Origin of the sequence: Cohaesibacter sp. ES.047 (assembly GCF_900215505.1) — a bacterium.
Lineage (GTDB): Bacteria > Pseudomonadota > Alphaproteobacteria > Rhizobiales > Cohaesibacteraceae > Cohaesibacter.
Genome location: NZ_LT907844.1, coordinates 2,642,846 through 2,666,523, shown reverse-complemented (window position 1 = coordinate 2,666,523; position 23,678 = coordinate 2,642,846). Strand labels below are relative to the sequence as shown.

Here is a 23,678-nt window from a genome sequence, read left to right as displayed (position 1 = left end):
GAATGATGACGTCGCTCAACAAAGCGCTTGATATGGTTGCCATCCTTTTCAGATGGTTGGCAACCATCAGCCTGTTGATCATGGTCTCTATCAATCTGGTGAATGTCGTGGTTCGGGCGACGCTCGATCAAGCCTTCGGCTGGGTCTTCCCTTGGACCCTGTTGCTCTTTGCATGGATGCTGTTCTTCGGCTTCTATGCCTATGTGCGCGGGAAACGCGATGTTGTCGTGGATGTGATCATGATCCGCCTGCCCAAACCACTGCGTATCCTGGGTGGTTTGTTTGCCTGCACGGTGGGTATGCTTTTCATGATTGCCATCCTGCGTGCGGCACCTTCGCTGATTGTCATCCAGCAAACCAAGATGGACATGATCGACCTGCCACTGTGGGCGAGATCCTTGCCCCTCTTCATTTCATCCGTTCTGGTTTTCCTCCACATGCTGCTGAACTTCATCCAGATCGCAACCGGCCAAGTCACGCCTTTTGAAAAGGTCGACACACTTGACGAACCGGAGGTACAGACATGACCCTCGGATTTCTCGTCATTGGTGGCTTCATTATCCTGATGATGGTCGGTGTACCGGTCACCATTGCAATCGGAGCTGCCTCGGTTGCCGGCCTTTACTATGCCGGGTTCGGGGATCAGAGTCTGGTTGTTCCCCAACAAATCATCGACGGGGCGGCCAAACCCGGCCTGTTGGCGATCCCCTTCTTCATTCTGGCCGGCAATCTGATGAATGCGATCGGCCTGACGGATCGGATCTTCAACTTCGCCCTTGCGCTGGTGGGGCACTTCCGGGCCGGGCTTGCCTATGTGAACGTTCTGGCCTCGCTGCTGTTTGCCGGTGTGTCCGGGGCGGCGACCGCCGATATTGCCGGCCTTGGTCAGCTAGAAGTCAAGGCCATGCGGGCCCGGGGCTACACCCCTGAATTCGCCGCAGCCCTGACGGTTGCAACGTCGCTTGTGGGTCCAATCGTTCCCCCATCGATCAGCCTCATCGTCTATGCATGGCTGGCGAGTGAATCCGTCGCCCGGCTGTTTCTCGGCGGGATTGTTCCGGGGATTCTCGTCGCGATCTCCTTCATGCTGTATATCCGCACCATGGCCATCTGGGTTCCCATGCCGCGCGAACCACGCGCAACACGCAAGGAACTCTTGAAGGCCACTATCGAGGGCATTCCTGCTTTGGTTGCCCCCGGCATCATCCTCGGTGCGATCGTATTCGGCTTTGCAACAGCCACCGAGGCGGGTGTCATCGCATGTGGTTATTCCGTGCTGATCGGCCTGTTCTATCGCAAGCTTAAATACGACGCCCTTTGGGATGCGTTGGTGCAAAGCACCACGCTGGCCTCGCTGATCATGATGATCATCGGTGTCTCCCAAATCATGGGCTGGCTGTTTGCTTTCGAACAGGTACCGCAGGCTTTTGCATCCGGCATTCTGGACGCCATCGCCAGCAAGGGGGTCTTTCTGACCTTCACCATTGCAATGCTGGTTCTGATTGGTTGTTTCATGGAAGCGACACCCGCAAAGATCATCCTCCTGCCGCTGCTGCTGCCGATTGCCGACATGTTCGGGATCGACCGGGTTCAGTTCGGCATGGTGATCACGCTGTCCCTGCTTCTGGGCATCGCAACACCCCCATTGGGCGTTGGGCTCTATCTGATGTCGGCGGTGTCTGGCGTAAGGTTCGAGAAGTTGGCGGTTGCCATCCTGCCACTGCTCATTCCACCGATCCTGGTGCTGATCCTTATTGCCTCAGTTCCCGAGATCACGCTCTGGCTGCCGAACCTGGTGATGGGACCAGCCCAGTAGCCAATTGAACGACAAGTCAAACCGAAAACTGGACGCGCGGACCTTTAGGGTTCGGGCGCCCGACGGGTGAACTGTGCCTTTTTCTGACCGGGAGCATGAAGGGCCGTCACATGTCACACAGCCTCTATCAATCGTTTGCCCGCTTCTCACGCGGGCTGAAAAGGAACCGATTATGAAAGTGATCAATACCGACAAGGCTCCGGCCGCCATCGGCCCCTACTCCCAAGCCATCGCTGCTGGCGATCTGTTGTTTGTATCCGGGCAGTTGCCGATCAACCCCGCAACCGGCACAATCGACAGCGACGTTGTTGTTTCCCAACTGCATCAAAGCATGAAAAATATCGCAGCAATCGCAGAGGAGGCAGGAACCTCATTTGCCAATCTGGTCAAGACAACCATTCTGATGCAAGACCTTGCCGGCTTTGCCGACGTCAACGAAGCCTATGGCAGTTATCTCTCAGAGCCCTTCCCTGCTCGCGCCACCTTTCAGGTTGCAGCCCTGCCCAAAGGCGCTCTAATCGAGATCGAAGCGGTCTTTTCGCTCAAGGGAGCGCTGTGATGTTGACCAAAGCTGAAATGACGATCGATGCGTCCCCGTGTTTTGCACTTGTGGAGCATGAAACCCATCACGAGTGGGCCTGTGAAGCGCTGGAAAAGCTGGAGTGCGAGAAACAGAGAGCGGTTGACACACACCTGATCCGGCTCGAGCTGCCCGGCTTTGAGAAAACGCCTCTCTATTTCAAGGATGAAAGCACGCACCCGACGGGAAGCCTCAAGCATCGTCTGGCGCAATCGCTGTTCACCAATGCGATCTGCCATGGCTATATCGGTCCGGAGACGACTGTTATCGAAGCCTCATCCGGCTCAACTGCGGTCAGCGAGGCGTATTTTGCGAAATTGCTCGGCCTGCCCTTCATTGCCGTGATGCAGAAGGACACGTCGCAAACCAAGGTCAACGCCATCAAGCAATATGGCGGCCAGATCCATCTGGTGGACCGCGGCGATCAGGTCTATGAAGCTTCCGAAGCACTGGCAAAAGAAACCAACGGTCATTACATGGACCAGTTCTCCAACGCGGCGATTGCCACCGACTGGCGCAGCCCGGGTTGCATTGCCGGCGCCATCCTCGATCAGATGAAACGCGAACCGGAGCCTGAACCCGCATGGATCGTCATGGCTGCGGGCACCGGCGGCACATCGGCAACCATCGGACGGCATCTGCGCTACCACAAGCTAAAGACAAAGCTCTGTGTTCCCGATGTCGAGAATTCGGTTTTCATGGATGCCTGGGACACCCATTCGTGTGCGCTGACCTGCTCGGCAGGATCCCGCATCGAAGGCATTGGTCGTCCACGCGTGGAGCCATCCTTCAAACCTGATCTGGTGGACGCCATGATCAAGGTTCCAGATGCGTCATCCGTGGCCGCGATGCTGAAACTGTCCGATCTTGTCGGTCGTCCCGTCGGACCATCCAGCGGCACCAACTTCTACGGCGCATTGGTAATTGCCGGGAAGATGCGCAAAGCCGGCCAAAGCGGTCCGATTGTGACGGTGATCTGCGACAGCGGCTATCGCTACCGCGACACCTATTACAACAAGGACTGGCGCATCGAGAAATCCCTCGAAAGCGAGGCTTGCCAGCAAACAATCGAGCAATTGCTCGGCTAAATTCGAGCCAAGGCGAAGCGCCCCAAGCCCCTCGCCTTGGCTTTTGTTTGAAGAAGCGGCTTGAAGCTGCATCGGCTGATTAAACCAGCCTTTCACTGCACCTCAAAGCCTGAGAACTGTCAACAATGCGGATGGCGATGGCAGTGAGTTGGCGAAGGCTTTCATGGAACTGGTTGCCGAAGATATGCGGCCGTAAACAGCGATACAGCATGCAACAAAGTTACCTATATGCTGTTCCTTCGACGCTATCCGACGCATCCAATTTTCTGTTTTGAGGCCTAGCCGTTTCTCTTGGAGGTCGAGTGACGCAGAACCAATTCCGTCGGGAACGTGATGCGGTTTTCCTCTTTTTCGTCTTGCCCATTGATAGCGCCAACTGCCAGATCCAATGCACAGCGGCCGATATCAACAAGCGGGCGACCAATGGAGGAAAGAGGCGGATTGAGCAGGTTGGCAATGGAGTTGTCAAACCCAATGACAGACATGTCTTTGGGCACGGATAGACCGGCCTCCCCCAAAGCCTGTAGCGCGCCGGCCGCCAGAATGTCGCCGGATGCAAGCACGGCGGTCGGGCAATTTTGCTCCTTCAACAAGGCATGCATCATTTCGCGGCCAGCCCGGGCGGGATCATCTCCCGTGGTTGAAAAATAAAGCCCCAAACGAATGAGCGCGTCATCATCACTGGCTCCGTGCTTCTTTACGGCAGCACGAAAGGCAGCCAGACGGTCCTCATCCATGGATGTGCCGCGCACGCGCGGGCGATCATAAAGCGCGGGGTTACCGCCAATGAAAGCAATGCGTTCATGCCCGAGTCCGCACAGATGCTCGACCGCTGCATCGATGCCGACAACGGGATCGATCAAGACCGCATCGGTTCCTGCGCACACTTCCTGCTCGATCTGAACGACCGGAATGCCCGCCTGCAGCAGCGGGGCCACGCCTTCTGCATTCACCCCATAGGCTAATATGACAGCATCGGCGCGCTGTTGCAGCAACTGGGTGACAGCCTTTGCCTCCCGTTCCGGCTTCATACCGTGCTGGAACATCAGGACATTATATCCCCGCTCGAGCGCCTCATTCCTGATCGCCTGACTGAGTTGGCTGAAAAACGGGTTGAGCGTCCCATCCACCACGATAAGCCCGATCGTCCCGCTTCTTTGTGTTCTAAGACCACGCGCTGCTGCGTTCGGTCTGTAGCCCGTGGCTTTCAGGGCGTTTTGCACAATCGTGCGCTTTTCAAGACTGACCTTTTCAGGCTCATAAAGGACGCGCGCGACGGTGGCTGGAGATACGCCAGCATGCCTTGCGACATCACCCATGGTGGGAAGAGGAGAAAATTTTTTCATAAAAAAACCGAATTTTCTATTGATGATGACGTCATCATTCGCAATGATGACGTCATCATATCAAATTCATGACAAAATTCCAGCCCGTTTGATTGTCTCGAAAACAGCACCTTAGGCTACAATGACCCTGAACCGTACCTTTTCCAAATTTGCCTATTACTTGCTGGTGTTTCTGGCCTATGCCTTCATTATGGCTCCGGTGCTGGCGGTGATCCTGGTCAGCTTCTTTAGCAGTCAGATTGTCAGTTTCCCGCCTGAAGGCTGGACGTTGAGATGGTTCGCGAATGCGTGGGCGCATCGGGAATTTGCCGAAGGGCTTGTTACCAGTCTCCAGCTCGCGCTCATCGCCACGGCGATCGGGGTGCCTCTGGGAGCCATGGCCGCTTACGGGATCAACCGGGGAAAGTTTAAAGGCAAGAGCGCCCTTTCCGCCCTGCTGCTTGGGCCGCTGGCTGTGCCTGCCATTATCGCGGGGACGGCGCTCTATATCTTTTATATTCAGGCAGAGTTCGTGATTGACCGGACCATCGTCGGGTCAACCGCGGGTCTGGTTGCCGCCCATGTCTTGCTGACCATTCCATGGACCGTAAAGCTGGTGTCTGCTGGCATGGAAGGCCTTGACATGCGGGTCGAAGAAGCCGCAGCCAGCCTTGGCGCCTCCCCGCGTGTTGTCACATGGCGCATCACCATCCCGATGCTGCGCTCGGGTATTGTTGCGGCCTGCATGTTTTCCTTCATCCAGAGTTTCGAAAATCTCGAGCTGTCTCTTCTGCTGACAGGGCCCGGCAAGATCACCCTGCCGGTCGCCATGCTCAACTATCTCGAATTCCGGATCGATCCGACCCTTGCAGCTGTCGGCACCGTGCAAATCGTGCTGATCGGGCTCCTGATGGTTCTCACCGATCGCTATGTCAAACTTTCCCGTGTCTTTTGACGCGCCAGTCCTGGAGACTATCCTTGAGCAAATTGACCATCGAACATTTGGCGAAGAGTTTCGGCAATACCGCCGTCGTTCGTGATCTCAACTTCATCGTGGAACAGGGTGAAATGGTTGCGCTGTTGGGGCCGTCAGGGTGCGGAAAGTCAACAACCTTGCGCATGATCGCCGGTTTCGAGACACCATCGAGTGGGCGCATTCTGTTTGGTCAAGAGGATGTCACCTCTTTGCCGCCTTATCGGCGCGATGTTGGCATGGTGTTCCAGTCCTATGCCCTTTTCCCCCATATGAGCGTGGCGGCAAACGTCGGCTTCGGGCTTGAAATGCGCAAGCTTGGCAGAGCCGACCGCGACAAACGGATAAAGGATGCGCTGGAAATGGTCCGGCTGGAGCATCTGGCGGATCGCATGCCGGGGCAATTGTCTGGCGGCCAGCAGCAACGCGTGGCGCTCGCTCGTGCCCTTGCCGTCAACCCGGCCCTCCTGTTGCTTGATGAACCGCTGTCCAATCTGGATGCCAAGTTGCGCGCCGAAGTTCAGCATGAAATCAGAGACCTGCAACAGCGCCTTGGCGTGACAACGCTGATCGTCACCCACGATCAGGAAGAAGCCTTGATCATGGCCGACCGCATGGCCGTCATGGAAGGGGGTGTCTTGCGCCAGATCGGTAGCCCGCGCGCCCTTTACGACAGGCCGGAGAATGTCTTTGTCGCAGGCTTTGTCGGACAGTGCAATCTGGTTGAAGGAAGCGTCAGCCGCGGCGGGTCTTTCACCTCGGCATCGGGCGTTGACCTGCCCTGCCGAGCGCACGACACCCTCAACGGGGACGCCATCTTTGCCCTGCGCCCCGAAAAAATTTCTCTTGATCCGCAGCTCAAGTCTCCTCGGCAAGCCAGCGTGCTGGAGGTCACCTATCTGGGTGCCCAAACCGAATACAAGCTCGATCTTGGCGGCACGTCCCTCGTGGCAACAATTTCAACCCCCGCAGAACAAACCGACCTTGCCGGTTTAACGGCAGGCATGAAGGCTTCTGTAGATTGGGCAGCTGAAGACGCCCATCTTCTACCGCCAAACACCTAATCAGACACCAGAAAGAGAACCACCATGTCAGACAAAATCAGCCTTACCAGAAGACATTTTCTTGCTTCTACGATTATGGCCTCGGTGTTAGCCGTGGCGCTTCCTTCGGTCACTTTTGCAGCGGACAAGGGCGAAGTCATCGCGTCTGTCTTTGGCGGCGACTATGGCGACATCCTGCATCGCACCGTTGATGAAGCCCTCATGGCGCCGGAAGGCTATGAGGTTATTCAGGACATCTCATCGACCGAAGCGCGTCAGACCAAACTGCGCACCGAGAAGATGCGTGCAAAATCCAGTTTCGACGTTGCCGTTCTGGCGGATCTGGACATGTATCCGATGGCAAAGATCGGCACGCTGACGGAGCTGGATGAGACCAATGTATCGCGCATTTCTGCGGTCATCCCCGCGTTGCGTAAACCCTACTCTGTGCCCCAGATCTATTCCTACATCGCTATTCTCTACAATCCAGACAAGATCAAGACACCGCCGACCTCCTACGCTGATTTGTGGAAGCCGGAATATAAGGGCCATGTGGGCGTCTCAGACAAGCTCCATGTCGCAACCTCTGCTGTGGCAGCGCTTGTTGGTGGTGGCTCGATGAGTGATTTCGAGCCCGGCCATGCCAAGCTGATGGAGCTGCGCGAAAAGCAGGATGTGCAAATCTTGCCGTCGAACGAAGCGATTGCGGCTTCATTCAAATCCGGCGATGTCTGGATCACGCTGAACTATGTGTCCCGTGCCTATTCCTGGTCCAAGGCGGGCCTTAACATCAAGCGAGCCGTTGCCAAGGAAGGCGCGATCCCCATCGCTTTCGAAATGGCTGTGCCCAAGAATGCGCCCAATAAAGAGGGTGGTCTTGCCTATCTGAACGCCGCCCTCGACCCCAGCGCTCAGACAGGGTTTGCCGAACAGATGGGATATCTTCCCACTGTGACCGATGCCGATCTGCCCAAGGAGCTTGAAGAAGCCATCGGCCTGCCGGCTGAAGATCAGGACCGGCTCCTGCGTCTCGACCAGGACTATCTGATGGAGCATCAGGTCGATATTCTCAATTTCTGGAACCGTAACTTTAAGGGTTGATATGCCGTTTCTGGTTTTTCCCGCTTCCTTGTTGGTTTTTGTCTTGCTGGTTCTGCCTATGGCGGGCCTGTTCAGGATGTCGCTCAACCTCTATAGCCCGACTGAACTGATGGTGACCGCACTAAGCGGGGAAAACTATGTTGCTGCCCTGTCCGACCCGTATTATCAGGAAATTCTTCTGACCACGGTCGGGGTTGCCGTGCTGTGTATGGTTCTCAGCCTATCGCTATCGCTCGCGCCGGCCTATTGGCTGGCGCGGATGCAGAGCCGGTGGAAATCTCTGCTGACGATTTTCACCCTGTTCCCGCTCTTGGTGGGCAACGTGGTCCGCTCCGCCGGGTGGATGGCCTTGCTCGGCACGGACGGGGCGATCAATGCCAGTTTGGGGGCGTTTGGCATCGGCCCGTTCAAGCTGATGTACACCCCGTTCGCTGTTGTTGTTGGCACGACCGCAGTCATTCTGCCCTACATGATCCTGACGCTATCGTCCGTGGTGGAAGCCGTGCCGCGGCAAACAGAAGAAGCTGCCGCCAGCTTGGGAGCAAGGCCCCTCACGGTCTTTTTCCGGGTTCTTCTTCCTCAGGCGGCGCCCGGCGTTCTGGCTGGCTGTGTTCTGGTGTTCATTCTGTCGATGAATGCCTATGCGACCCCGGTTCTGCTTGGCGGGCCCGGCTTCACCATGCTGGCTCCGGCTGTCTATGAGCAGTTCATCCGCGCGGGCAACTGGCCGTTTGGTGCGGCTTTGGCCTTTGTCTTGCTCACCAGCACGTTAATCCTGACGATGATTGTCAGTTATGGCCTCATGCGGTCCCTGACCCGCCAAAAGACCCAATAAAAAGACAAATAATGACACAGTCCAATCTTGATTCCTTGCTCGATGCGATGACGCTCGAGGAGCAGGTCAGTCTGTTGTCGGGTGCCAGCTTTTGGCGCACGGCTTCCATCGATCGTCTTGGCGTTCCGGCCATCAAGGTCACCGACGGCCCCAACGGTGCCCGCGGTGAAGACTTCAGCGGCGGCGTTCGGTCTGCTGCCTATCCGGTGGCCATTGCGCTGGCGGCAAGTTGGAACCCCGAGCTGGTTGAAGAGATCGGGCAGGACCTTGCGCGTGAGACCCGTTCCAAGGGCGCGCGCGTGTTGCTTGCCCCAACGGTCAATATGCATCGCAATCCTCTGAACGGACGGAATTTCGAGTGCTTCTCGGAAGATCCGCTGCTCGCCTCAACAATGGCCGTCGCCTATATCAAGGGTGTGCAATCCGAGGGCGTTGCCGCGACGATCAAGCATTTTATCGGCAATGAATGCGAATATGAGCGGCGCACCACAAGCTCGCAAATTGATGAAAAGACCCTTCGGGAAATCTATTTCCCGCCCTTTGAGGCCGCAGTGAAGGAAGCGGGTGTTGCTTGCGTGATGACCGCCTACAACGCGCTCAATGGCACGCACACATCGCAAAACAGATGGCTCATCGAGCAAGTCTTGCGCAAGGAGTGGGGCTTTGATGGTGTTGTCATGTCCGACTGGACGGCGACACACTCGACAGTCGAAGCGCTTGAAGCCGGGCTTGATCTGGAGATGCCCGGCCCGGCCAAGCATCGCGGCGAAAAGCTTGTGCAAGCGGTGCGGGATGGTCTGATAGATCCCGATCTGCTTCGACAGGCCGCACGGAGCATATTGGCGCTTGGTGCGCGCGTTGGCGCGAAAGCAGAAGATGAGCAGACGCAGGAACGGGCAGAAGATCGCCATCACACACGCACCCTCATTCGCAGGGCCGGAGCGGAAAGCGCCGTTCTTCTCAAGAATAACCACCTGCTGCCGATTGCCCCAAAGAGCGACCTCCGGATCGCCGTGATCGGTCCGAATGCGGCCCGCGCCACCATGTTTGGAGGGGGATCAGCCCAGATCAATGCCCATTATGCGGTTACTCCGCTTGACGGTATCAAGGACGCCTTCCCCCTTGCCAAGATCGACTACGCGCTTGGCTGCCCGGGCGATCGTTATGTTCCGCTGATCAAACAGCCCGTGGAGATCAGTTTTTTCCAGAGCACCGACTTGTCAGGCGAGCCTGTTCTGAAGCAAGACGGGGAGCGGAGCGAATTCAAATGGTTCGGTCCGGTTGCACCACAAGTGGACCATCAGGCCTTCTCCGCCCGCTTGCGCTGCGTGTATGTACCGCAAGAGACGGGAGACTATGAGGTCGGCTTGATGAGTGCTGGCACCAGCCGCCTATCCATCGATGGAGCGCCGGTGCTTGAAGCATGGGAGAGCTGGGAGCGCGGCTACAGCTATTTTGGCCATGGCTGCGCTGAGCGCCGGACCAATGTCCATCTTGAGGCAGGTCGGTCCTATGAGATTGAGGTGGACTATGCCTGCGGTGACGGCCTGACCACCACCCTGAAGGCCATTCGGTTCGGACTGCGTGCGCCGTCTGATTTTGGCTCGCTTGATCACGCCGTGACGCTGGCACGCAAAGCGGATCTGGTCGTGCTGGTTGCCGGGTTGAATGATGATTGGGAGACCGAGGCTGAGGACCGCGCCAGTCTGGATCTGCCTGCAGCCCAGAATGATCTGATCGAGGCGATAGCGCAGGAAAATGCCAAGACACTTGTGGTCATGCAATCCGGCTCACCGGTCACCATGCCTTGGGCCGACAAGGTTCCTGCCATCTTGCAACTGTGGTATCCGGGGCAGGAATGCGGCAACGCTCTTGGTGATATCCTGAGCGGCAGGGCGGAGCCAGCGGGCCGTCTGCCCCAAAGTTTCCCCGCGGTTGGAGAAGATCTTTCTCCAATGACAGATCGTCCAAAGCCGCATGACGACATTGTATATTCAGAAAAGTCCCATATCGGGTACCGCGGATTTCAGGCGCGCGGAACGCGGCCGCAATTCCCGTTTGGCCATGGCTTGGGATATGGCAAGATCGAACTGGTGAGGTCCGAAGTGCTCAAAAGTGCCTGTACGCAGCAGGCGCTGGTCGTTGTTGTCACGCTCACCAATCACGGTGATCTTGAGGGCAGTGAGGTGGTTCAGCTCTATCTCAGGGGCAAGACCGAACGTGTGAGTGGTTTGGCGGCCTACTCAAAGGTCCGCCTCGCGCCGGGCGAGACGGAAACGATATCCATCACGGTCCCTCGGCGTGCCTTCCAGCGATGGTCCGCGCGATACGAGCAATGGAGCATCCATGATGCCCGCTTCCAGCTGAGCATCGGCACATCAAGCGAGACACTCTACTTTCATCACACAATTGAACGGGACGAGCTGAGCACCGACAGGCAAGATTGAGATGGAAGTCATCAGATAGGCAACGCTCATCGTTTGTCTCCGGCAAGCCTGCAAGAAGCTTGTGGGAACATCTAATCCGCTTTCCTATTGCCAGCAAATGCATCAATATCGGCCCGAAACAAACAAGATTCGGATTCTGACTTTGATCAAAGAAATGTCCATCCCATCTCTGATCGCCACGGAAATTGGCTGTCAGGCAAAGCAGGTTATCGCGGCTATCGAGCTCATCGATACCGGCGACACCATTCCATTCATTGCCCGCTACCGCAAAGAAGTAACTGGCGGGCTAGACGACATCCAGCTGCGCAAGCTCGATGAACGGCTCCTGTATCTTCGCGACTTTTCAAAACGGCGCGAAACCATCAAGACCGCGATTGAATCCCAAGGCAAGCTCACGGATGAGATCCTCGCCCGGCTTGACAAGGCGACAACGAAGGCTGAGCTTGAAGACATCCACGCACCCTTCCGCGTCAAGGTCAAAACCAGAGCTCAGAAAGCGATTGATAACGGCCTGCTTCCCCTCGCCGACGCTATTCTGTCGCAGCCCGGCAAAGCCCCTGAAGATTTGGCTCAGCCCTTTATCGGGGAGAAAATCGCGGACACTAAAGCCGCTCTGGACGGTGTGCGCGATATCCTGTCTGAACGGTTTGCCCAGCACCCCGATACAGCGGCCAAGATTCGACCGGTCGTGAAGCGGTCTGGCCGGCTGAAGGCCAGCGTTGTGTCCGGCAAGGAAGAAGAAGGCCGCAAATTCGCGGACTATTTCGATCATACGGAAAACTGGGCCAAGGCACCCGGTCACCGGGTTCTGGCGATGTTGCGTGGTCAGGATGCTGAGTTCCTTTCCATTGATATCGAGTTCGATGACGACGCTGTTGCCTTTTCCAAGTCGGCCATCATCAATGACAATGGCGTGCCGCACGGCAATGCTTTTCTCGACAAGGTCATTGACTGGACATGGAAGGTGAAGTTCACGCCGCGCCTTAATCTGGAAATGACGTCCGAGATGCGCGAGCGGGCCGAAAAAGAAGCGATCGACGTCTTTGTCACCAATCTGAAAGCCCTTTTGATGGCCGCCCCGGCGGGCATGAAGTGCACGATGGGGCTTGACCCGGGCATCCGGACCGGCGTGAAGGTCGCCGTTGTGGACGCCACAGGAAAGCTTCTGGCCACCAGCACAGTCTATCCGTACGCGCCCCGCAATGATGTGCGTGGCACATTGAGCGAGCTTGGTGCCCTCATCAAGCGCTTTGGTGTGGAGTTGATCGCCATCGGCAATGGCACCGCATCGCGCGAGACCGACGCATTGGTGGCTGATCTGCTCTCTTCAATGGAAGGCAAGAAGCCCACGAAAGTGGTCGTCAGCGAGGCCGGAGCATCGGTCTATTCTGCATCCGAATTTGCCTCCCGCGAGTTTCCTGAACTGGATGTCTCTTTGCGCGGCGCGGTGTCTATCGCGCGCCGGTTGCAGGATCCTCTTGCAGAACTGGTGAAAATTGATCCCAAGGCGATTGGCGTCGGACAATATCAGCACGATGTGGATCAGACGCGGCTTGCCAGAGCGCTGGCTGGCGCGGTGGAAGATGTGGTGAATGCCGTTGGGGTTGATGTCAACACGGCATCTCCTGCCCTGCTGTCCTATGTTGCCGGCGTCGGCCCCTCTCTTGCCGAGACCATCGTCACCTACCGTGATACAAACGGCGTCTTCACAAAGCGGTCTGAATTGAAATCGGTCCCTCGCCTTGGCCCACGTGCCTTCTCGCAATGCGCAGGGTTTCTGCGGGTGATTGGCGGGACTGAACCGCTCGATGCTTCGGCGGTTCATCCGGAAGCCTACAAAGTTGCCAAAAGAATCGTTGCAGATTGCGGCCGTGATCTTCGAGACATCATGGGAGATGCCAACAGCCTGCGGAACGTCGAACCGGAAAAATTCGTGACCGGCGAGTTTGGCATTCCGACAATCAAGGACATTCTTGAAGAATTGCGCAAGCCGGGTCGTGACCCGCGTCCCCAGTTCAAGACGGCCACCTTCAAGGAAGGCATCAACGAGATTTCTGATCTGCGCCCGGGAATGAGACTTGAGGGAACCGTGACGAATGTCGCCGCTTTCGGAGCCTTCGTGGATATCGGCGTGCATCAGGACGGCTTGGTCCATATCTCGCAGCTATCGGACAGTTTTGTGACCGACCCCTCCAAAATCGTCAAGGCCGGACAGGTCGTCAAGGTTGTGGTCACATCGATCGATGAAAAAGCCAAGCGCATCGGCTTGTCGATGAAATCTGCACCAGAGATTGGCGAGACGGTTCGCGGCAAGAAACCAGCCCCCAAGCCCCGAGACAAAGGGCCTGCAAAGCGTCAGGATAAAGGGGATGGAATGGGGCAATTGGGAGAGGCGCTTGCCAAGGCCTTTCGCAAGTAAAAGGCCAAGCGCGCTGCTCGGCTGACAGATGACAGGCCTGATAACAAACAATAGGGATGGCTAGAAGCCATCCCTACCCTGTCATGTCAAATCTTCCTTCTCGAACGGCAATCAAAGACGGATCGCCGTTCAAGGCTCATATATCAAGCGACGAGATTGGCACTAAGCGGCAACGTTGGTCAGGAATGCTTCAATACGTGCGCGAAGATCCTGCGTGCTGTCCTGCAACTTGTCGGCAGCCCCTTTCACCGTGGCCGCAGACTGTGTTGTCACGTTGGCTTTCTCGCGCACATCACCCATATTGTCAGATGCAGACGTTGTGCTTTGTGCAGCCTGTTGCACATTGTTGGCAATCTCGATGGTGGCCGTGCTTTGCTGGTCAACCGCTGATGCAATTGCCGATGTGTAGCCATCGACCTCTTCCATGACGCTTGTGATGTTCGAGATGGCCTGAACGGTTTCTCGGCTGGAGGACTGAATGGCGTGGATCAACGTCGAGATCTCTTCGGTCGCCTTGGATGTCTGATTGGCCAATTCCTTGACCTCGGCAGCCACCACAGCAAATCCCTTGCCGGCGTCTCCTGCTCGTGCGGCTTCGATTGTGGCGTTCAGGGCCAGAAGGTTGGTCTGCTCGGCGACGGCCTGAATGAGGCTGACGACTTCACCGATCTTGCGAGAGGCGTTATCGAGTTCGGCCACTTTCTCGCTCGACATGCGGGCCTCGGACGAGGCCGTTGCAACGACCTCGCGACTGCGCACGGCCTGCTGCATGATCTCGTTGATGGAAGCGCTGAGCTCTTCGGCTGCAGACGCGACGGTTTGCACATTTCTCGAAGCATCTTCGGAAGCAGCCGACGCTTGGGCCGAGCCTTCTTCCGTCTGGTTTGCAATGCTGCGCATCTGATCGGCAGCTTCTTCCATTTCCGCTGTCTGTGCCGTAACGATTCCAAGGTTTTCGGCGACGGTTTCCCTGAACTCGGTAATCAGCCCGGTCACACGCTCTGCGTTGCGCATGCGCTCTAGATCGTTGGCCTTTTCCTGTTCTTCAAGCTTGTCGCGCTCGATGGCATTGTGACGGAACGTCTCGACCGCCCGGCTCATATCGCCGATTTCATCCATGCGCTTTTGTCCAGCGACCTCGATTGACAGTGCGCCATTGGCGATCTGCATCATGTCATGGGTCAGTTTGGCAAGTGGGCGCGTAATTGACCGGACGAGGAATGCTCCCATAAAGACGGTTACCAAGATAAGCAGGCCTGTGATTGTGCCAGCATTGATCGCGGCGCGCCAAAGAACGGAATTGATGCTGTCAACTAGCATGCCGGACCCAATCATCCAGCCCCACGGCTGAAACCCCTTAACGAAGCTCTGCTTCTCGCGGAATGCCCCTTTGGTATCTTTCCACCAATACTGAACGAACCCTTCGCCATCTTTCTTGGCGACATTCACAAATTCCTGAACATAAAGCTTGCCCTTGCCGTCTCTCGTCATGGAGAGGTCTTTGCCTTCTTTCTCAGGTTGCACCGGATGCGCGACATTGTAGTAATTATAGTCATAGACAAACACGTATTCTTTGCCTTGATAGCGAATGCCCCTAACGGCGTCTTTGGCAAACTCCTGCGCTTCTGCATCAGAGATTTCACCATTCTGGGCTTTTTTGTAGTAGAAGTCGGCGACGTTATAGGCGGCCTCAACAGCCCCCTTCGTTTCGGTGCGTTTCGACTCCAACAAATGACCGCTGAGGACCTGGATCTGGTAAGCGAGAAGCACCAGAAAGGCGACAGTGAAGAAGGCAACCAAACCATACAATTTGGCCGACAGGGAATGAAATAGCTTGGTCACAGGGTGGCCTCCGGTTTTATTGCCCTCCTGCGATGGGAAGGTCAAAAGCTAACAAAACGATGCGGGTCAATGTTTTTGAACCGGAAGCAAACTGTCACAATACCTGCTACCAAATTATTACCTCCCAACATTTCTTCCATGTATTCATTTTTAAAATTTTCGCTACAAAACTGCGCAATACCCATAATTGCAACCATTAATTGAATATGTTCAATGCTTACGGTTTTTTATGTAATTTATATTTATAAAAGTCAGGTATGTAAGAAAACGTAAATCGGTAGTTCCATGCCCATCTCCCCAGAAGACAATAAAACTGTTCACAGACTGCTACGTATTCTTGTAGCGGATGACAGCTCAGTCACCAGAAACCTGGTTCGTAGAGGCATAAATCTTCATAGCGAAAAAGCATACTTCGAGCTGCAACTTGCATCTGACGGGGCGTCCGCTTTCGAAATACTGCGAAATACATCAATTGATTTGGCATTTATAGATATCAATATGCCGGGACTGACCGGACCTGAGCTGATTACTGCGATGCGAGGGACACAATCTGAATCATGCCTGACGATTGCCATGTCAACGGATCTTGATCAGACCTCAGAGCGGGTTTTTGCAGAATATGGTGCATACCACTTCATTCAAAAGCCTTTTAACAGTGCGGAGATCGCGGAGATTTTTCGCACATTTCTTGTGATGGTCCGAACCTATTCGATCTTGATCGTTGATGACTCGAACACCATGAGACGCCTCGCACGGAAAGTCTTCGAGAAATCCCGCTTTTCCTTCGACATATCTGAAGCAGGAGGTGTTGAAGAAGCAATCCAGGTCATCATAGCCAAAAAGCCACAAATCATCATCACCGACTATCACATGCCCGGGAATGATGGCTTGCAATTGGCAGGAGCCGTTCGCAATGTGTCTGACAAGATTGCGATCTATATGATGTCTACCAATGATACCAGTTTTCTTGAGCGATCCGCTGCCTTTGTCGGGGTCAATGGTTTTCTGAAGAAACCATTTGGTCCGCAAGATGTTGACTGCATCATGCATAAGTATCTTGGGCTAGATACGCCAAAATTCGGCAAGACACGCAATATGTTCAGTTTTCTTCAACGCGAGTGACAAGACGTAGCCTTTAGGAACATCCTTTGAAACCGACACCCCAAACACCTGACTTGTAGCCCCCAAAAGGGGATTTTTGATTGCCTGGCGGTCCGGGACATAAAACTGTCCAGGGTCTTGGGAAATATAGTGCGGATCGTCACACCGATGAGAGGGAGCCATAGCGCCAGGCTGATCCGCTCTCATGCTATCAAGCAATTTCCATTTCGCTGTTGAACATATAGCCAAGATAACGTTTGGAATCGATCGGATCGTAGCCCAATCTGACTTTCAGTTTCTTGCGCAGCTTGCTGATGTGACTTTCGACAACAGTCTCTTCGACGTCTTCGTTCAGCAAACCATAGACCGCGTTGTAGATTTGGGCGCGGCTAACACGACGTTCCTTGTTCTTGACAAGAAACTCAAGAATACGGCGCTCGCGACGGGGTAGTTCCATGACTTCCCCCTTTATCTCTGGCGATCGACCATCAAAATAAACGCGGATATCACCTTCGGGCTGCATGTCGTTAAAGTCTCCTGTACGACGACGGATCGCTGCGGCTCTGACCAAGATCTCTTTGACGTGAACTGGCTTTCGCACGACGTCGTCGAACCCTGCAGCAAACAGATCGAGTGTCTGTTCAAGGGATGGCGCATCATTAAGAGCTATAACTGGGGTTTTGTTGCAGCGTCTGCGGATCAGACCGGGGTATTGAACCCGCCCATCGCAATCGCCTAAAAGAAAGGCTTCAACAGCGTCAATATCAGTATCGGATATGCTGCTGACCCAACCATCAAATTCTTGTGGCATGATCCCGATAGAGGCCACGCCTTCTCGCTGAAATCCGGATGTATATCCGTCTGTCACAATACCACGATTATCAATAACTACTATCATCGCAATACTCCCTCTTGATGAAGATAGGAGTACTTTTATATTGCCGCGGCGTCACTATAAAACTGACGTGAGGCTTGCGGATTTAAAAGTTGCGGGAAATAGTCTTTAAAAGACGGAGGAGGGGTTTTATACGAATTGTTGCAAAAAATATCTCAAACTCTACAAGACATTTATATAAACTTGTTTTCAATGTCCGTTTGAGTGACCGAGGTATATTCCAATTCCCCTGCATCTTCAAGCAAATGCCCTTGATCTGGTTAACGGGTATTTACACGCATTTCAATACTATTTTTGATAATCTATACATTTCAATCACTTATAAATTATTGCATTCAGATGAATTGTTAATTGGCTTTTCGAGATTGCAAATAGTTTGTCAGCGTTTTCATTTTAAGTTGTGACGATGGCAAGCCGGTGGGAAGCCCTTCGCGGCAGCGAAATCCCCGAAGACTGCGATGTTTGACCAGCCCTTCTCCAAGACAGGATACAACACCAACCTTGTTGCAACCTGTTGCTTGTGTTGAAAGTTTGTGGGATTTGGCGCTACATTGCCGCTTCATCAAACCATTCATCAATCACTAGAAACAAAGACGCCCCAACCCGGATCTGGTGAAGCGCGCCCTCCCCGGCCCAATCAACCGCCAAAACGGACATGAGCACACAGCTGCGGGCCACCACGGATCAGGCCAGAACCGCTCTGGTGAGCAGCGCTGAGCGTAGAGCCTGGCCTTGATGAGAGCTCAACAACAAAGAGCCACAAAACCGCGGGTTCGACAAAGCGCTCTGTTGGCATTCAGATGGAGACGGAGATGGTTGGGGATGCGGGCGTAGGTCCAGAGCCAGACTCGCACGGCAAAAAAGAGAAACCCCGCCATATCTTATGGCGGGGTCAAGTTGTGGCATGGAGAGTGCCGTATTGAAGGGTTGGAAACTGCGGTCTTTTGACCGGGCACCTTGGCCTACTGGATGACCAGGTCGGCCTGCAAGGCGCCCGCAGTCTTGATCGTCTGCAGGATCGTGATCACACCTGACGGCCTGAGACCGATGCGGTTGAGGCCACTGACAAGGGTTTGCAGATCGGTGCCGCCAACAATGGACATGTTACCATTTTCCTGTTCCGCCTCGATGGTTGTGCGCGGCAGCACGACCGTGTCGCCATTGTCGGAAAGCGGCGCTGGCTGACTGGCGAAGGGATCTTCCGTGACCCGGACGACAAGATTGCCGTGGGTCACCGCGACGGTCGATATCTGGACATTGCTGCCGATCACGACCGTTCCCGTCCTTTCATCGACGACGACACGGGCCGGCGTATCGGGCTGCACCGCAAGGCCCTCGATCTCGGAGATGAAGCGGGTCATGTTGACATTCTTGGGGAGCCGCAGCTCGACCGAGCGCAAGTCACGCTCTCTGGCCAGTTTCACGCCGTACCGGGCACGAGAGAAGGCATTGATCGCATCAGCCACTCTGACCGCGGTCTTGAAATCCGGGTTCGACAGCTCCAGCACCATGTTGGGCAGACGTGCAAAGGTATCGCCGATTTCGCGCTCCACGATGGCACCATTGGAGATGAGGCCGGATGTGGCAACCCCAGCCCTAACACTTTGTGCAGCGCCCTGCTCGGAAAAGCCCGAAACGGTCATAGAGCCTTGCGCAACGGCATAGACCTTGCCATCCGCCCCCATCAGTGGCGTTGCGACCAAGGTGCCGCCCGACAGGGAACTGGCATCACCAAGCGAGGAAACGGTGACATCAATGCGTGAACCCTTCTGCGCGAAGGCGGGGAAGTTGGCGGTAACCACCACAGCCGCAACGTTGCGGGTTCTGAGACGGGAGTTGCGCACATTCACGCCCATACTGTCGAGCATAGATTGCAGGGACTGCTCGGTGAAGGGCGCGTTGCGCAAGGTGTCCCCGGTGCCCAGCAGACCAATCACCAGACCGTAGCCCACGAGCTGGTTGTCGCGCACTCCCTGCAACGAGGTGATATCCTTGATGCGGACGGCGGCGTTGGCGTCAACAGAGAACAGCAGCGCCAACAGCCCGATTGCAAGCCAGTTCAAAATGGTCTTCATGGTCATTCTCATGCTTGGGGGCCTTTCCCTGTTTTTTGGCCCTGTTTCTTGGCCCTGTTTCATGGCCCTGTTTGGCGGCCTAAAATTTCATGGACCGATGGAAATTGTGCCATCAGGCTGAACCACACCGCTTACGATCAGGCCAGAATCGAGATTGCGAACACGGATGACATCACCGATGACGCCATCTTCAAGCGGTTCCACATAGGCAATGATATTCAGACCCTGTTCCCGAAAAATCAGTTGCGCAGGAGCACCGCGCTTGATGATCTCGCGGTGAGCAACGGCGGCCCGATGGATTGGCATGCCCGCGATCAATTCACGCGTCACTTCCTTGCCCAATAGCTCGCCGCTTTTGGGCACGATGTTGAACCGGTCGATCCTGTTTGCCTGAAAAGACTTTTGCTCAAGCACCGTGAGATTGATGACGTCTCCGCGCTTGAGGGTGACCTTGGGGACAGGCAGACTGACAACACGGGACGCGGCCTCAGCGTATGAGGCGAGCATTCCAACCCCGAATGCCAGAGCGATAGCTGCTCCTGCAAGCCTGCGTTTCGGCCATGCATGGCTCTCAGGGGATGATGGACGAAGCTCAGTCATCAGCGGATGCCTTGCGTCACGACCCCGGCCATGTCATCGGCGGCCTTAATGACCTTCGAATTCATCTCATAGCCGCGCTGGGCGTTGATCAGGGAAGTGATTTCCTTGACCGGATCAACGTTGGAGGTTTCAAGATAGCCTTGCCGGATCCGGCCAAAGCCAGCATCCCCAGGCACGCCATCAATGGGTGTACCAGAGGCGTTGGTTTCCTTGAAGAGGTTGCCACCCTTGGCTTCAAGACCAGCATCGTTGGCAAAGACCGCCATCTGAAGCTGGCCAAGTTTCTGCGGGTTGGTCTGGCTATCAAGCAGCGCATAGACTTCGCCGTCTTCGTTGATCTGCACGTCAACGGTATCGGACGGGAACACAATTGCCGGTTCGACCGGATAGCCATCGGCGGTCACAAGGCGCCCTTCCCCGTTGGTGTTGAAGGCCCCGGCGCGGGTGTAGAGTGTCTCCCCTTCGGCGTTGGTCACGACAAACCAGCCGCGGCCATCAATCGCCATATCGAAATCGTTACCGGTGTTGTCGAGGTTGCCCTGCGTGTGAAGGTTGCGGATGGCAGCAGTGCGGACACCCAGACCAAGCTGCGCACCTTCGGGGATCGGATCCTCGCCAGTGCGGTTGGGAATGCCCTGCACACGCTCGGCCTGATAGAGCAAATCGGTAAACTCGGCACGGGCACGTTTGAAGCCGGTGGTGTTCATGTTGGCAATATTGTTGGCAATGACTTCAACATTGAGCTGCTGGGCACTCATGCCGGTCGCTGCGATAGCGAGAGATTTCATGGACCTATCCTCAGGTGATGATCAAAAAACTGGACTGAATAGCGCGGTTCCCGCTCAGATCGCCATGCGGCTGACTTCCTGATAGGCGCTCACGATCTTGTTGCGAATGGCGATGGCGCTCTGAAGGGTGAGTTCGGCATCCATCACGGCCTGCACAACATTCTGCACGGACTCCTTACCCTGAATCCCGGCAATGGAGGCGCTTTCGCCCTGTTTGATCGTGGCGATCGCATCGCTTGAAACTTTTGCGAAATAGTCGGTGAAGGACTTTCCGGTCTCGTCAACGTCAGCGATAGCATTCGCCTGCTCGGTGTTAACGAACCGGCTTTCTGTCACGCCCTGCGTGCCAATGCTGTTGCTAGTCATGCTGGAAAGGGAATTGATTGCGTCAATCATCATGAGCTCCTAAGCAGATCAATTGTACGCAACACCATGCTGCGCGTTTGAGAAATCACTTTGAGGTTTGCTTCGTAACTGCGGTTTGCTTCACGCATGTCCGACAGTTCGATCATTGTATTCACGTTGGGAAGTTTGACCCGACCGTTTTCATCCGCAGCCGGATGTCCGGGGTCATACTCGATGCGAAACGGGGCCTTGTCTTGGCCGATGTCCTTGATCTGGACGAGATCGGCTCCGGTTGCCCGGTCCATTTCGCTTTTGAACGTTACCGTCTTGCGGCGGTAGGGGTCGGAGCCAGCGGTTTCGCCGGTCGACTGGGCGTTGGCCAGGTTTTCCGAGATGACGCGCAAGCGCTGCGCCTGTGCCGACAACCCGTTGGAAGAAATCTGGAATGTAGCTGAGATCGGATCAATCATTATTGTACCTTTGCGCTCAGAAGCATCATTTTGTGCATTGACTTCATGACACTGGTCGTCAGGGTGTGATCGCGCGCGATCTCGTTGACCTTCATCATTTCCTGTTCAAGAGACACCGAGTTGCCGGAATAGGTGACGTCCCAGCTGTCTTTCTTTTCAACGTCCCCGGTGCGTTCGGTGTGTTCGAGCGCAGACATGTGCCCCGGCTGGGTGCTGCGCATGTTGACCTGTGCCTTGTCAAACAGTGCCGTGAAGGATTCGACGTCCCTGGCCTGATATCCGGGGGTGTTGGCATTGGCGACATTTTGGGCCACGGTCGCTTCGCGAACGGACAGCCAGTTCTGATGCTGGTTTGCCAACTTCATGATATAGACAGGATCCATCGTCACTCTCCGACTGTTTCGATGATCAATATTTAGCGGACCAAACTTGCCCGAAGCTTTCCAAGCTTATCTATCTTATTGAAATATATATATTATTTTCAATTCTATTCAAATTTTCCAAACAATCCTGCATAATTTGCGGCGCGAAAAAGCCAATGAACTCAAGCTCTGCCATGGCGCCAAGCGAGCTTGAGACAAAAAAAAAGCCGCCATTCACGCTGAGTGAATGGCGGCAGGTTTAGCTGCAGGGCAGGCAACAAATCAGAAGAATGAGCGGATCAAGCCCCCGACCAGAATGTTCCAGCCGTCAATCAGAATGAAGAACAGGGCCTTGAAGGGCAGCGAGATGACGGTTGGTGGCAGCATCATCATACCCATGGACATGGTCAGGGTCGCAACGATCAGGTCGATGACGAGAAACGGCAATACCACGAGGAAGCCGATTTCGAACCCCCGCCGCAATTCGGAAATCATGAAAGACGGGATCAGCACACGCATCTCGACATTGTTCGGGTCATCAACGGCGACCCCTGTCAGACGCGCGGCGGCAAGATCGTTGAACAGGGCAAGATCCTTCTCCCTGACATGATCGAGCATGAACTCCCGGAACGGCTGTGACACCTTCTCGTACGCCTGCTCTTCCGTGATTTGATTGTCCATCAGCGGCTTGAGGCCATTGCGCCATGCCTGATCGAAGGTCGGAGCCATCACATAGAAGGTCATGAACAGCGCCAGGCTGATGAAGACGATGTTCGAGGGCGTGGTCTGAAGGCCAAGACCCGAACGCAGAAAAGAAAAGGCAACAGCAAAGCGAATAAAACTGGTGACCATGATCAACAAGCCGGGTGCCAGTGACAGAACGGTCAGAAGGGCGATCATCTGCACCATGCGCCCGCTCGCGGACGCTTCACCGACAGGCAACAGGTCGCGCAAGTCCGGCACCTGAGCGCTCGCGGGCGAGATCAAAAGAAGCAAAAACCCGATAAATACGACTAGACGTTTCACTGGACCACCATCGTTTCGAGAATGAACTCGTTGACCTTGCCTTCGGTCCGGATCTGGGCACGGTGATTGAGATCCTCTCGCAAATGCCGCAGACCGCCGGCTCCCTCGATGTCAACCAGCGTCAAGGTCCGGATGTAGGCGGAGATATCACTTTCGATCTTGCTCACCAGAACCGGAGCGTCTTTGACGTCTTCCTTTTTGAAGATGACAGTGCCCTGAATGCGAACGAACACATTCTTCGGATCGGCAAGATTGGCCACGACTGGCTTGATCGCCTGAATATAGCCGGTGCTTTCATAGATCGGGACGATGCCGTCATCGCTCTGATGCCGTTCGGTCTTGAGCACGGCCAACCGGGTCTGGTCGACAAGATTCATGCCGGCAAGGGCTCCGGCACCCGCAGCCATCAAGGTGAGAATAAGAACAACCGGGATGACACTCCGGTCAGAACGTTGTGCCGCCGAGGCAGTGCCTCCTTCGGCAGGTATCATGAGATCGGTCATTGCAGCTGCGTTCCTGTTGAGCTGAGTTTCACGGTCTTTACGAC

22 protein-coding genes are annotated in these 23,678 nt (G+C 55.2%); 11 read left to right on the top strand and 11 right to left on the bottom strand.

Annotated elements, in window-relative coordinates; translation table 11 throughout:
• Positions 1–2: 2 nt before the first annotated feature.
• From CPH65_RS12185 to CPH65_RS12170, 4 genes are all read left to right on the top strand, one after another.
• Positions 3–527, top strand: a complete 525-nt coding sequence (locus CPH65_RS12185) for a TRAP transporter small permease (RefSeq protein ID WP_096173713.1) — start codon at positions 3–5, stop codon at positions 525–527.
• On the top strand, positions 524–1,816 hold the full coding sequence (locus CPH65_RS12180) for a TRAP transporter large permease (RefSeq protein ID WP_096173712.1): 1,293 nt from the start codon (positions 524–526) through the stop codon (positions 1,814–1,816). The genes CPH65_RS12185 and CPH65_RS12180 overlap by 4 nt, the downstream gene beginning before the upstream one ends.
• A 169-nt stretch (positions 1,817–1,985) precedes the next feature.
• On the top strand, positions 1,986–2,375 hold the full coding sequence (locus CPH65_RS12175) for a RidA family protein (protein WP_197704056.1): 390 nt from the start codon (positions 1,986–1,988) through the stop codon (positions 2,373–2,375).
• Positions 2,375–3,484, top strand: coding sequence for a PLP-dependent cysteine synthase family protein (locus tag CPH65_RS12170; protein ID WP_197703838.1), 1,110 nt, complete (start codon positions 2,375–2,377; stop codon positions 3,482–3,484). Before CPH65_RS12175 ends, CPH65_RS12170 begins: the two co-directional genes overlap by 1 nt.
• Positions 3,485–3,762: 278 nt before the next feature.
• Here the strand turns inward: CPH65_RS12170 and CPH65_RS12165 are convergent, their stop codons facing one another.
• Positions 3,763–4,830 (bottom strand): LacI family DNA-binding transcriptional regulator, encoded by a 1,068-nt coding sequence (locus tag CPH65_RS12165; RefSeq protein WP_244574389.1) that lies wholly within the window; start codon positions 4,828–4,830, stop codon positions 3,763–3,765.
• 121 nt (positions 4,831–4,951) lie between these two features.
• On the opposite strand from CPH65_RS12165, the gene CPH65_RS12160 reads away from it, so the two are divergent.
• The 6 genes from CPH65_RS12160 (at position 4,952) to CPH65_RS12135 (ending at position 13,627) form a co-directional block, all read left to right on the top strand.
• Entirely contained in the window at positions 4,952–5,764 is an 813-nt protein-coding gene (locus tag CPH65_RS12160; protein ID WP_096173709.1) for an ABC transporter permease, read from the top strand.
• A 23-nt stretch (positions 5,765–5,787) separates the two neighbouring features.
• A complete protein-coding gene (locus tag CPH65_RS12155; RefSeq protein WP_096173708.1) occupies positions 5,788–6,846 on the top strand; it encodes an ABC transporter ATP-binding protein in 1,059 nt (352 codons plus the stop codon).
• 24 nt (positions 6,847–6,870) lie between these two features.
• Positions 6,871–7,926 (top strand): PotD/PotF family extracellular solute-binding protein, encoded by a 1,056-nt coding sequence (locus tag CPH65_RS12150; protein WP_244574388.1) that lies wholly within the window; start codon positions 6,871–6,873, stop codon positions 7,924–7,926.
• A 1-nt stretch (position 7,927) separates the two neighbouring features.
• Positions 7,928–8,761 carry an ABC transporter permease gene (locus tag CPH65_RS12145; RefSeq protein WP_096173707.1) on the top strand — a complete coding sequence of 278 codons (834 nt, stop codon included), beginning with the start codon at positions 7,928–7,930 and terminating at the stop codon, positions 8,759–8,761.
• Between the two features lie 11 nt (positions 8,762–8,772).
• Complete coding sequence (locus CPH65_RS12140; RefSeq protein ID WP_096173706.1) at positions 8,773–11,208, top strand: glycoside hydrolase family 3 protein; 2,436 nt, start codon at positions 8,773–8,775, stop codon at positions 11,206–11,208.
• Positions 11,209–11,362: 154 nt separating this feature from the next.
• Positions 11,363–13,627: a Tex family protein gene (locus CPH65_RS12135; protein ID WP_096176384.1), complete on the top strand. Its 2,265-nt coding sequence runs from the start codon at positions 11,363–11,365 to the stop codon at positions 13,625–13,627.
• Between the two features lie 162 nt (positions 13,628–13,789).
• On the opposite strand, the gene CPH65_RS12130 is transcribed toward CPH65_RS12135, so the two are convergent.
• Positions 13,790–15,469 carry a methyl-accepting chemotaxis protein gene (locus CPH65_RS12130; RefSeq protein WP_172891514.1) on the bottom strand — a complete coding sequence of 560 codons (1,680 nt, stop codon included), beginning with the start codon at positions 15,467–15,469 and terminating at the stop codon, positions 13,790–13,792.
• Between the two features lie 285 nt (positions 15,470–15,754).
• On the opposite strand from CPH65_RS12130, the gene CPH65_RS12125 reads away from it, so the two are divergent.
• Positions 15,755–16,591: a response regulator gene (locus CPH65_RS12125; RefSeq protein ID WP_197703837.1), complete on the top strand. Its 837-nt coding sequence runs from the start codon at positions 15,755–15,757 to the stop codon at positions 16,589–16,591.
• Positions 16,592–16,781: 190 nt separating this feature from the next.
• Here the strand turns inward: CPH65_RS12125 and CPH65_RS12120 are convergent, their stop codons facing one another.
• From CPH65_RS12120 to CPH65_RS12080, 9 genes are all read right to left on the bottom strand, one after another.
• On the bottom strand, positions 16,782–17,468 hold the full coding sequence (locus CPH65_RS12120) for a response regulator transcription factor (RefSeq protein WP_096173704.1): 687 nt from the start codon (positions 17,466–17,468) through the stop codon (positions 16,782–16,784).
• A 959-nt stretch (positions 17,469–18,427) separates the two neighbouring features.
• Positions 18,428–19,540 carry a flagellar basal body P-ring protein FlgI gene (gene flgI / locus CPH65_RS12115; protein ID WP_197704055.1) on the bottom strand — a complete coding sequence of 371 codons (1,113 nt, stop codon included), beginning with the start codon at positions 19,538–19,540 and terminating at the stop codon, positions 18,428–18,430.
• A gap of 87 nt (positions 19,541–19,627) precedes the next feature.
• On the bottom strand, positions 19,628–20,140 hold the full coding sequence (gene flgA / locus CPH65_RS12110; RefSeq protein ID WP_096173702.1) for a flagellar basal body P-ring formation chaperone FlgA: 513 nt from the start codon (positions 20,138–20,140) through the stop codon (positions 19,628–19,630).
• Positions 20,140–20,928 (bottom strand): flagellar basal-body rod protein FlgG, encoded by a 789-nt coding sequence (gene flgG, locus CPH65_RS12105; protein ID WP_096173701.1) that lies wholly within the window; start codon positions 20,926–20,928, stop codon positions 20,140–20,142. Before flgG ends, flgA begins: the two co-directional genes overlap by 1 nt.
• A gap of 54 nt (positions 20,929–20,982) precedes the next feature.
• Positions 20,983–21,324 (bottom strand): flagellar hook-basal body complex protein FliE, encoded by a 342-nt coding sequence (locus CPH65_RS12100; RefSeq protein WP_096173700.1) that lies wholly within the window; start codon positions 21,322–21,324, stop codon positions 20,983–20,985.
• A complete protein-coding gene (flgC, locus tag CPH65_RS12095) occupies positions 21,324–21,743 on the bottom strand; it encodes a flagellar basal body rod protein FlgC (protein WP_096173699.1) in 420 nt (139 codons plus the stop codon). Before flgC ends, CPH65_RS12100 begins: the two co-directional genes overlap by 1 nt.
• Positions 21,743–22,126 (bottom strand): flagellar basal body rod protein FlgB, encoded by a 384-nt coding sequence (gene flgB, locus CPH65_RS12090; RefSeq protein ID WP_096173698.1) that lies wholly within the window; start codon positions 22,124–22,126, stop codon positions 21,743–21,745. Before flgB ends, flgC begins: the two co-directional genes overlap by 1 nt.
• Before the next feature lie 261 nt (positions 22,127–22,387).
• The gene (gene fliP, locus CPH65_RS12085) at positions 22,388–23,131 is read right to left on the bottom strand and encodes a flagellar type III secretion system pore protein FliP (RefSeq protein ID WP_172891513.1); all 744 of its coding nucleotides are present in this window, start codon (positions 23,129–23,131) and stop codon (positions 22,388–22,390) included.
• On the bottom strand, positions 23,128–23,634 hold the full coding sequence (locus CPH65_RS12080) for a flagellar basal body-associated FliL family protein (RefSeq protein ID WP_157747658.1): 507 nt from the start codon (positions 23,632–23,634) through the stop codon (positions 23,128–23,130). The genes fliP and CPH65_RS12080 overlap by 4 nt, the downstream gene beginning before the upstream one ends.
• Positions 23,635–23,678: the final 44 nt, after the last annotated feature.

What these genes read in the sequence shown, in the direction of transcription:
- CPH65_RS12150 (WP_244574388.1), top strand. Translation starts at nt 6,871, where the DNA reads ATGTCAGACAAAATCAGCCTTACCAGAAGACATTTTCTTGCTTCTACG.
- flgA (WP_096173702.1), bottom strand. Translation starts at nt 20,140, where the DNA reads ATGACTGAGCTTCGTCCATCATCCCCTGAGAGCCATGCATGGCCGAAA.
- CPH65_RS12170 (WP_197703838.1), top strand. Translation starts at nt 2,375, where the DNA reads ATGTTGACCAAAGCTGAAATGACGATCGATGCGTCCCCGTGTTTTGCA.
- flgG (WP_096173701.1), bottom strand. Translation starts at nt 20,928, where the DNA reads ATGAAATCTCTCGCTATCGCAGCGACCGGCATGAGTGCCCAGCAGCTC.
- CPH65_RS12125 (WP_197703837.1), top strand. Translation starts at nt 15,755, where the DNA reads ATGCCCATCTCCCCAGAAGACAATAAAACTGTTCACAGACTGCTACGT.
- flgC (WP_096173699.1), bottom strand. Translation starts at nt 21,743, where the DNA reads ATGATTGATCCGATCTCAGCTACATTCCAGATTTCTTCCAACGGGTTG.
- CPH65_RS12160 (WP_096173709.1), top strand. Translation starts at nt 4,952, where the DNA reads ATGACCCTGAACCGTACCTTTTCCAAATTTGCCTATTACTTGCTGGTG.
- flgI (WP_197704055.1), bottom strand. Translation starts at nt 19,540, where the DNA reads ATGAAGACCATTTTGAACTGGCTTGCAATCGGGCTGTTGGCGCTGCTG.
- CPH65_RS12135 (WP_096176384.1), top strand. Translation starts at nt 11,363, where the DNA reads ATGTCCATCCCATCTCTGATCGCCACGGAAATTGGCTGTCAGGCAAAG.
- CPH65_RS12100 (WP_096173700.1), bottom strand. Translation starts at nt 21,324, where the DNA reads ATGATTGACGCAATCAATTCCCTTTCCAGCATGACTAGCAACAGCATT.
- CPH65_RS12165 (WP_244574389.1), bottom strand. Translation starts at nt 4,830, where the DNA reads ATGAAAAAATTTTCTCCTCTTCCCACCATGGGTGATGTCGCAAGGCAT.
- CPH65_RS12145 (WP_096173707.1), top strand. Translation starts at nt 7,928, where the DNA reads ATGCCGTTTCTGGTTTTTCCCGCTTCCTTGTTGGTTTTTGTCTTGCTG.
- CPH65_RS12180 (WP_096173712.1), top strand. Translation starts at nt 524, where the DNA reads ATGACCCTCGGATTTCTCGTCATTGGTGGCTTCATTATCCTGATGATG.
- flgB (WP_096173698.1), bottom strand. Translation starts at nt 22,126, where the DNA reads ATGGATCCTGTCTATATCATGAAGTTGGCAAACCAGCATCAGAACTGG.
- CPH65_RS12120 (WP_096173704.1), bottom strand. Translation starts at nt 17,468, where the DNA reads ATGATAGTAGTTATTGATAATCGTGGTATTGTGACAGACGGATATACA.
- CPH65_RS12140 (WP_096173706.1), top strand. Translation starts at nt 8,773, where the DNA reads ATGACACAGTCCAATCTTGATTCCTTGCTCGATGCGATGACGCTCGAG.
- CPH65_RS12185 (WP_096173713.1), top strand. Translation starts at nt 3, where the DNA reads ATGATGACGTCGCTCAACAAAGCGCTTGATATGGTTGCCATCCTTTTC.
- CPH65_RS12080 (WP_157747658.1), bottom strand. Translation starts at nt 23,634, where the DNA reads ATGACCGATCTCATGATACCTGCCGAAGGAGGCACTGCCTCGGCGGCA.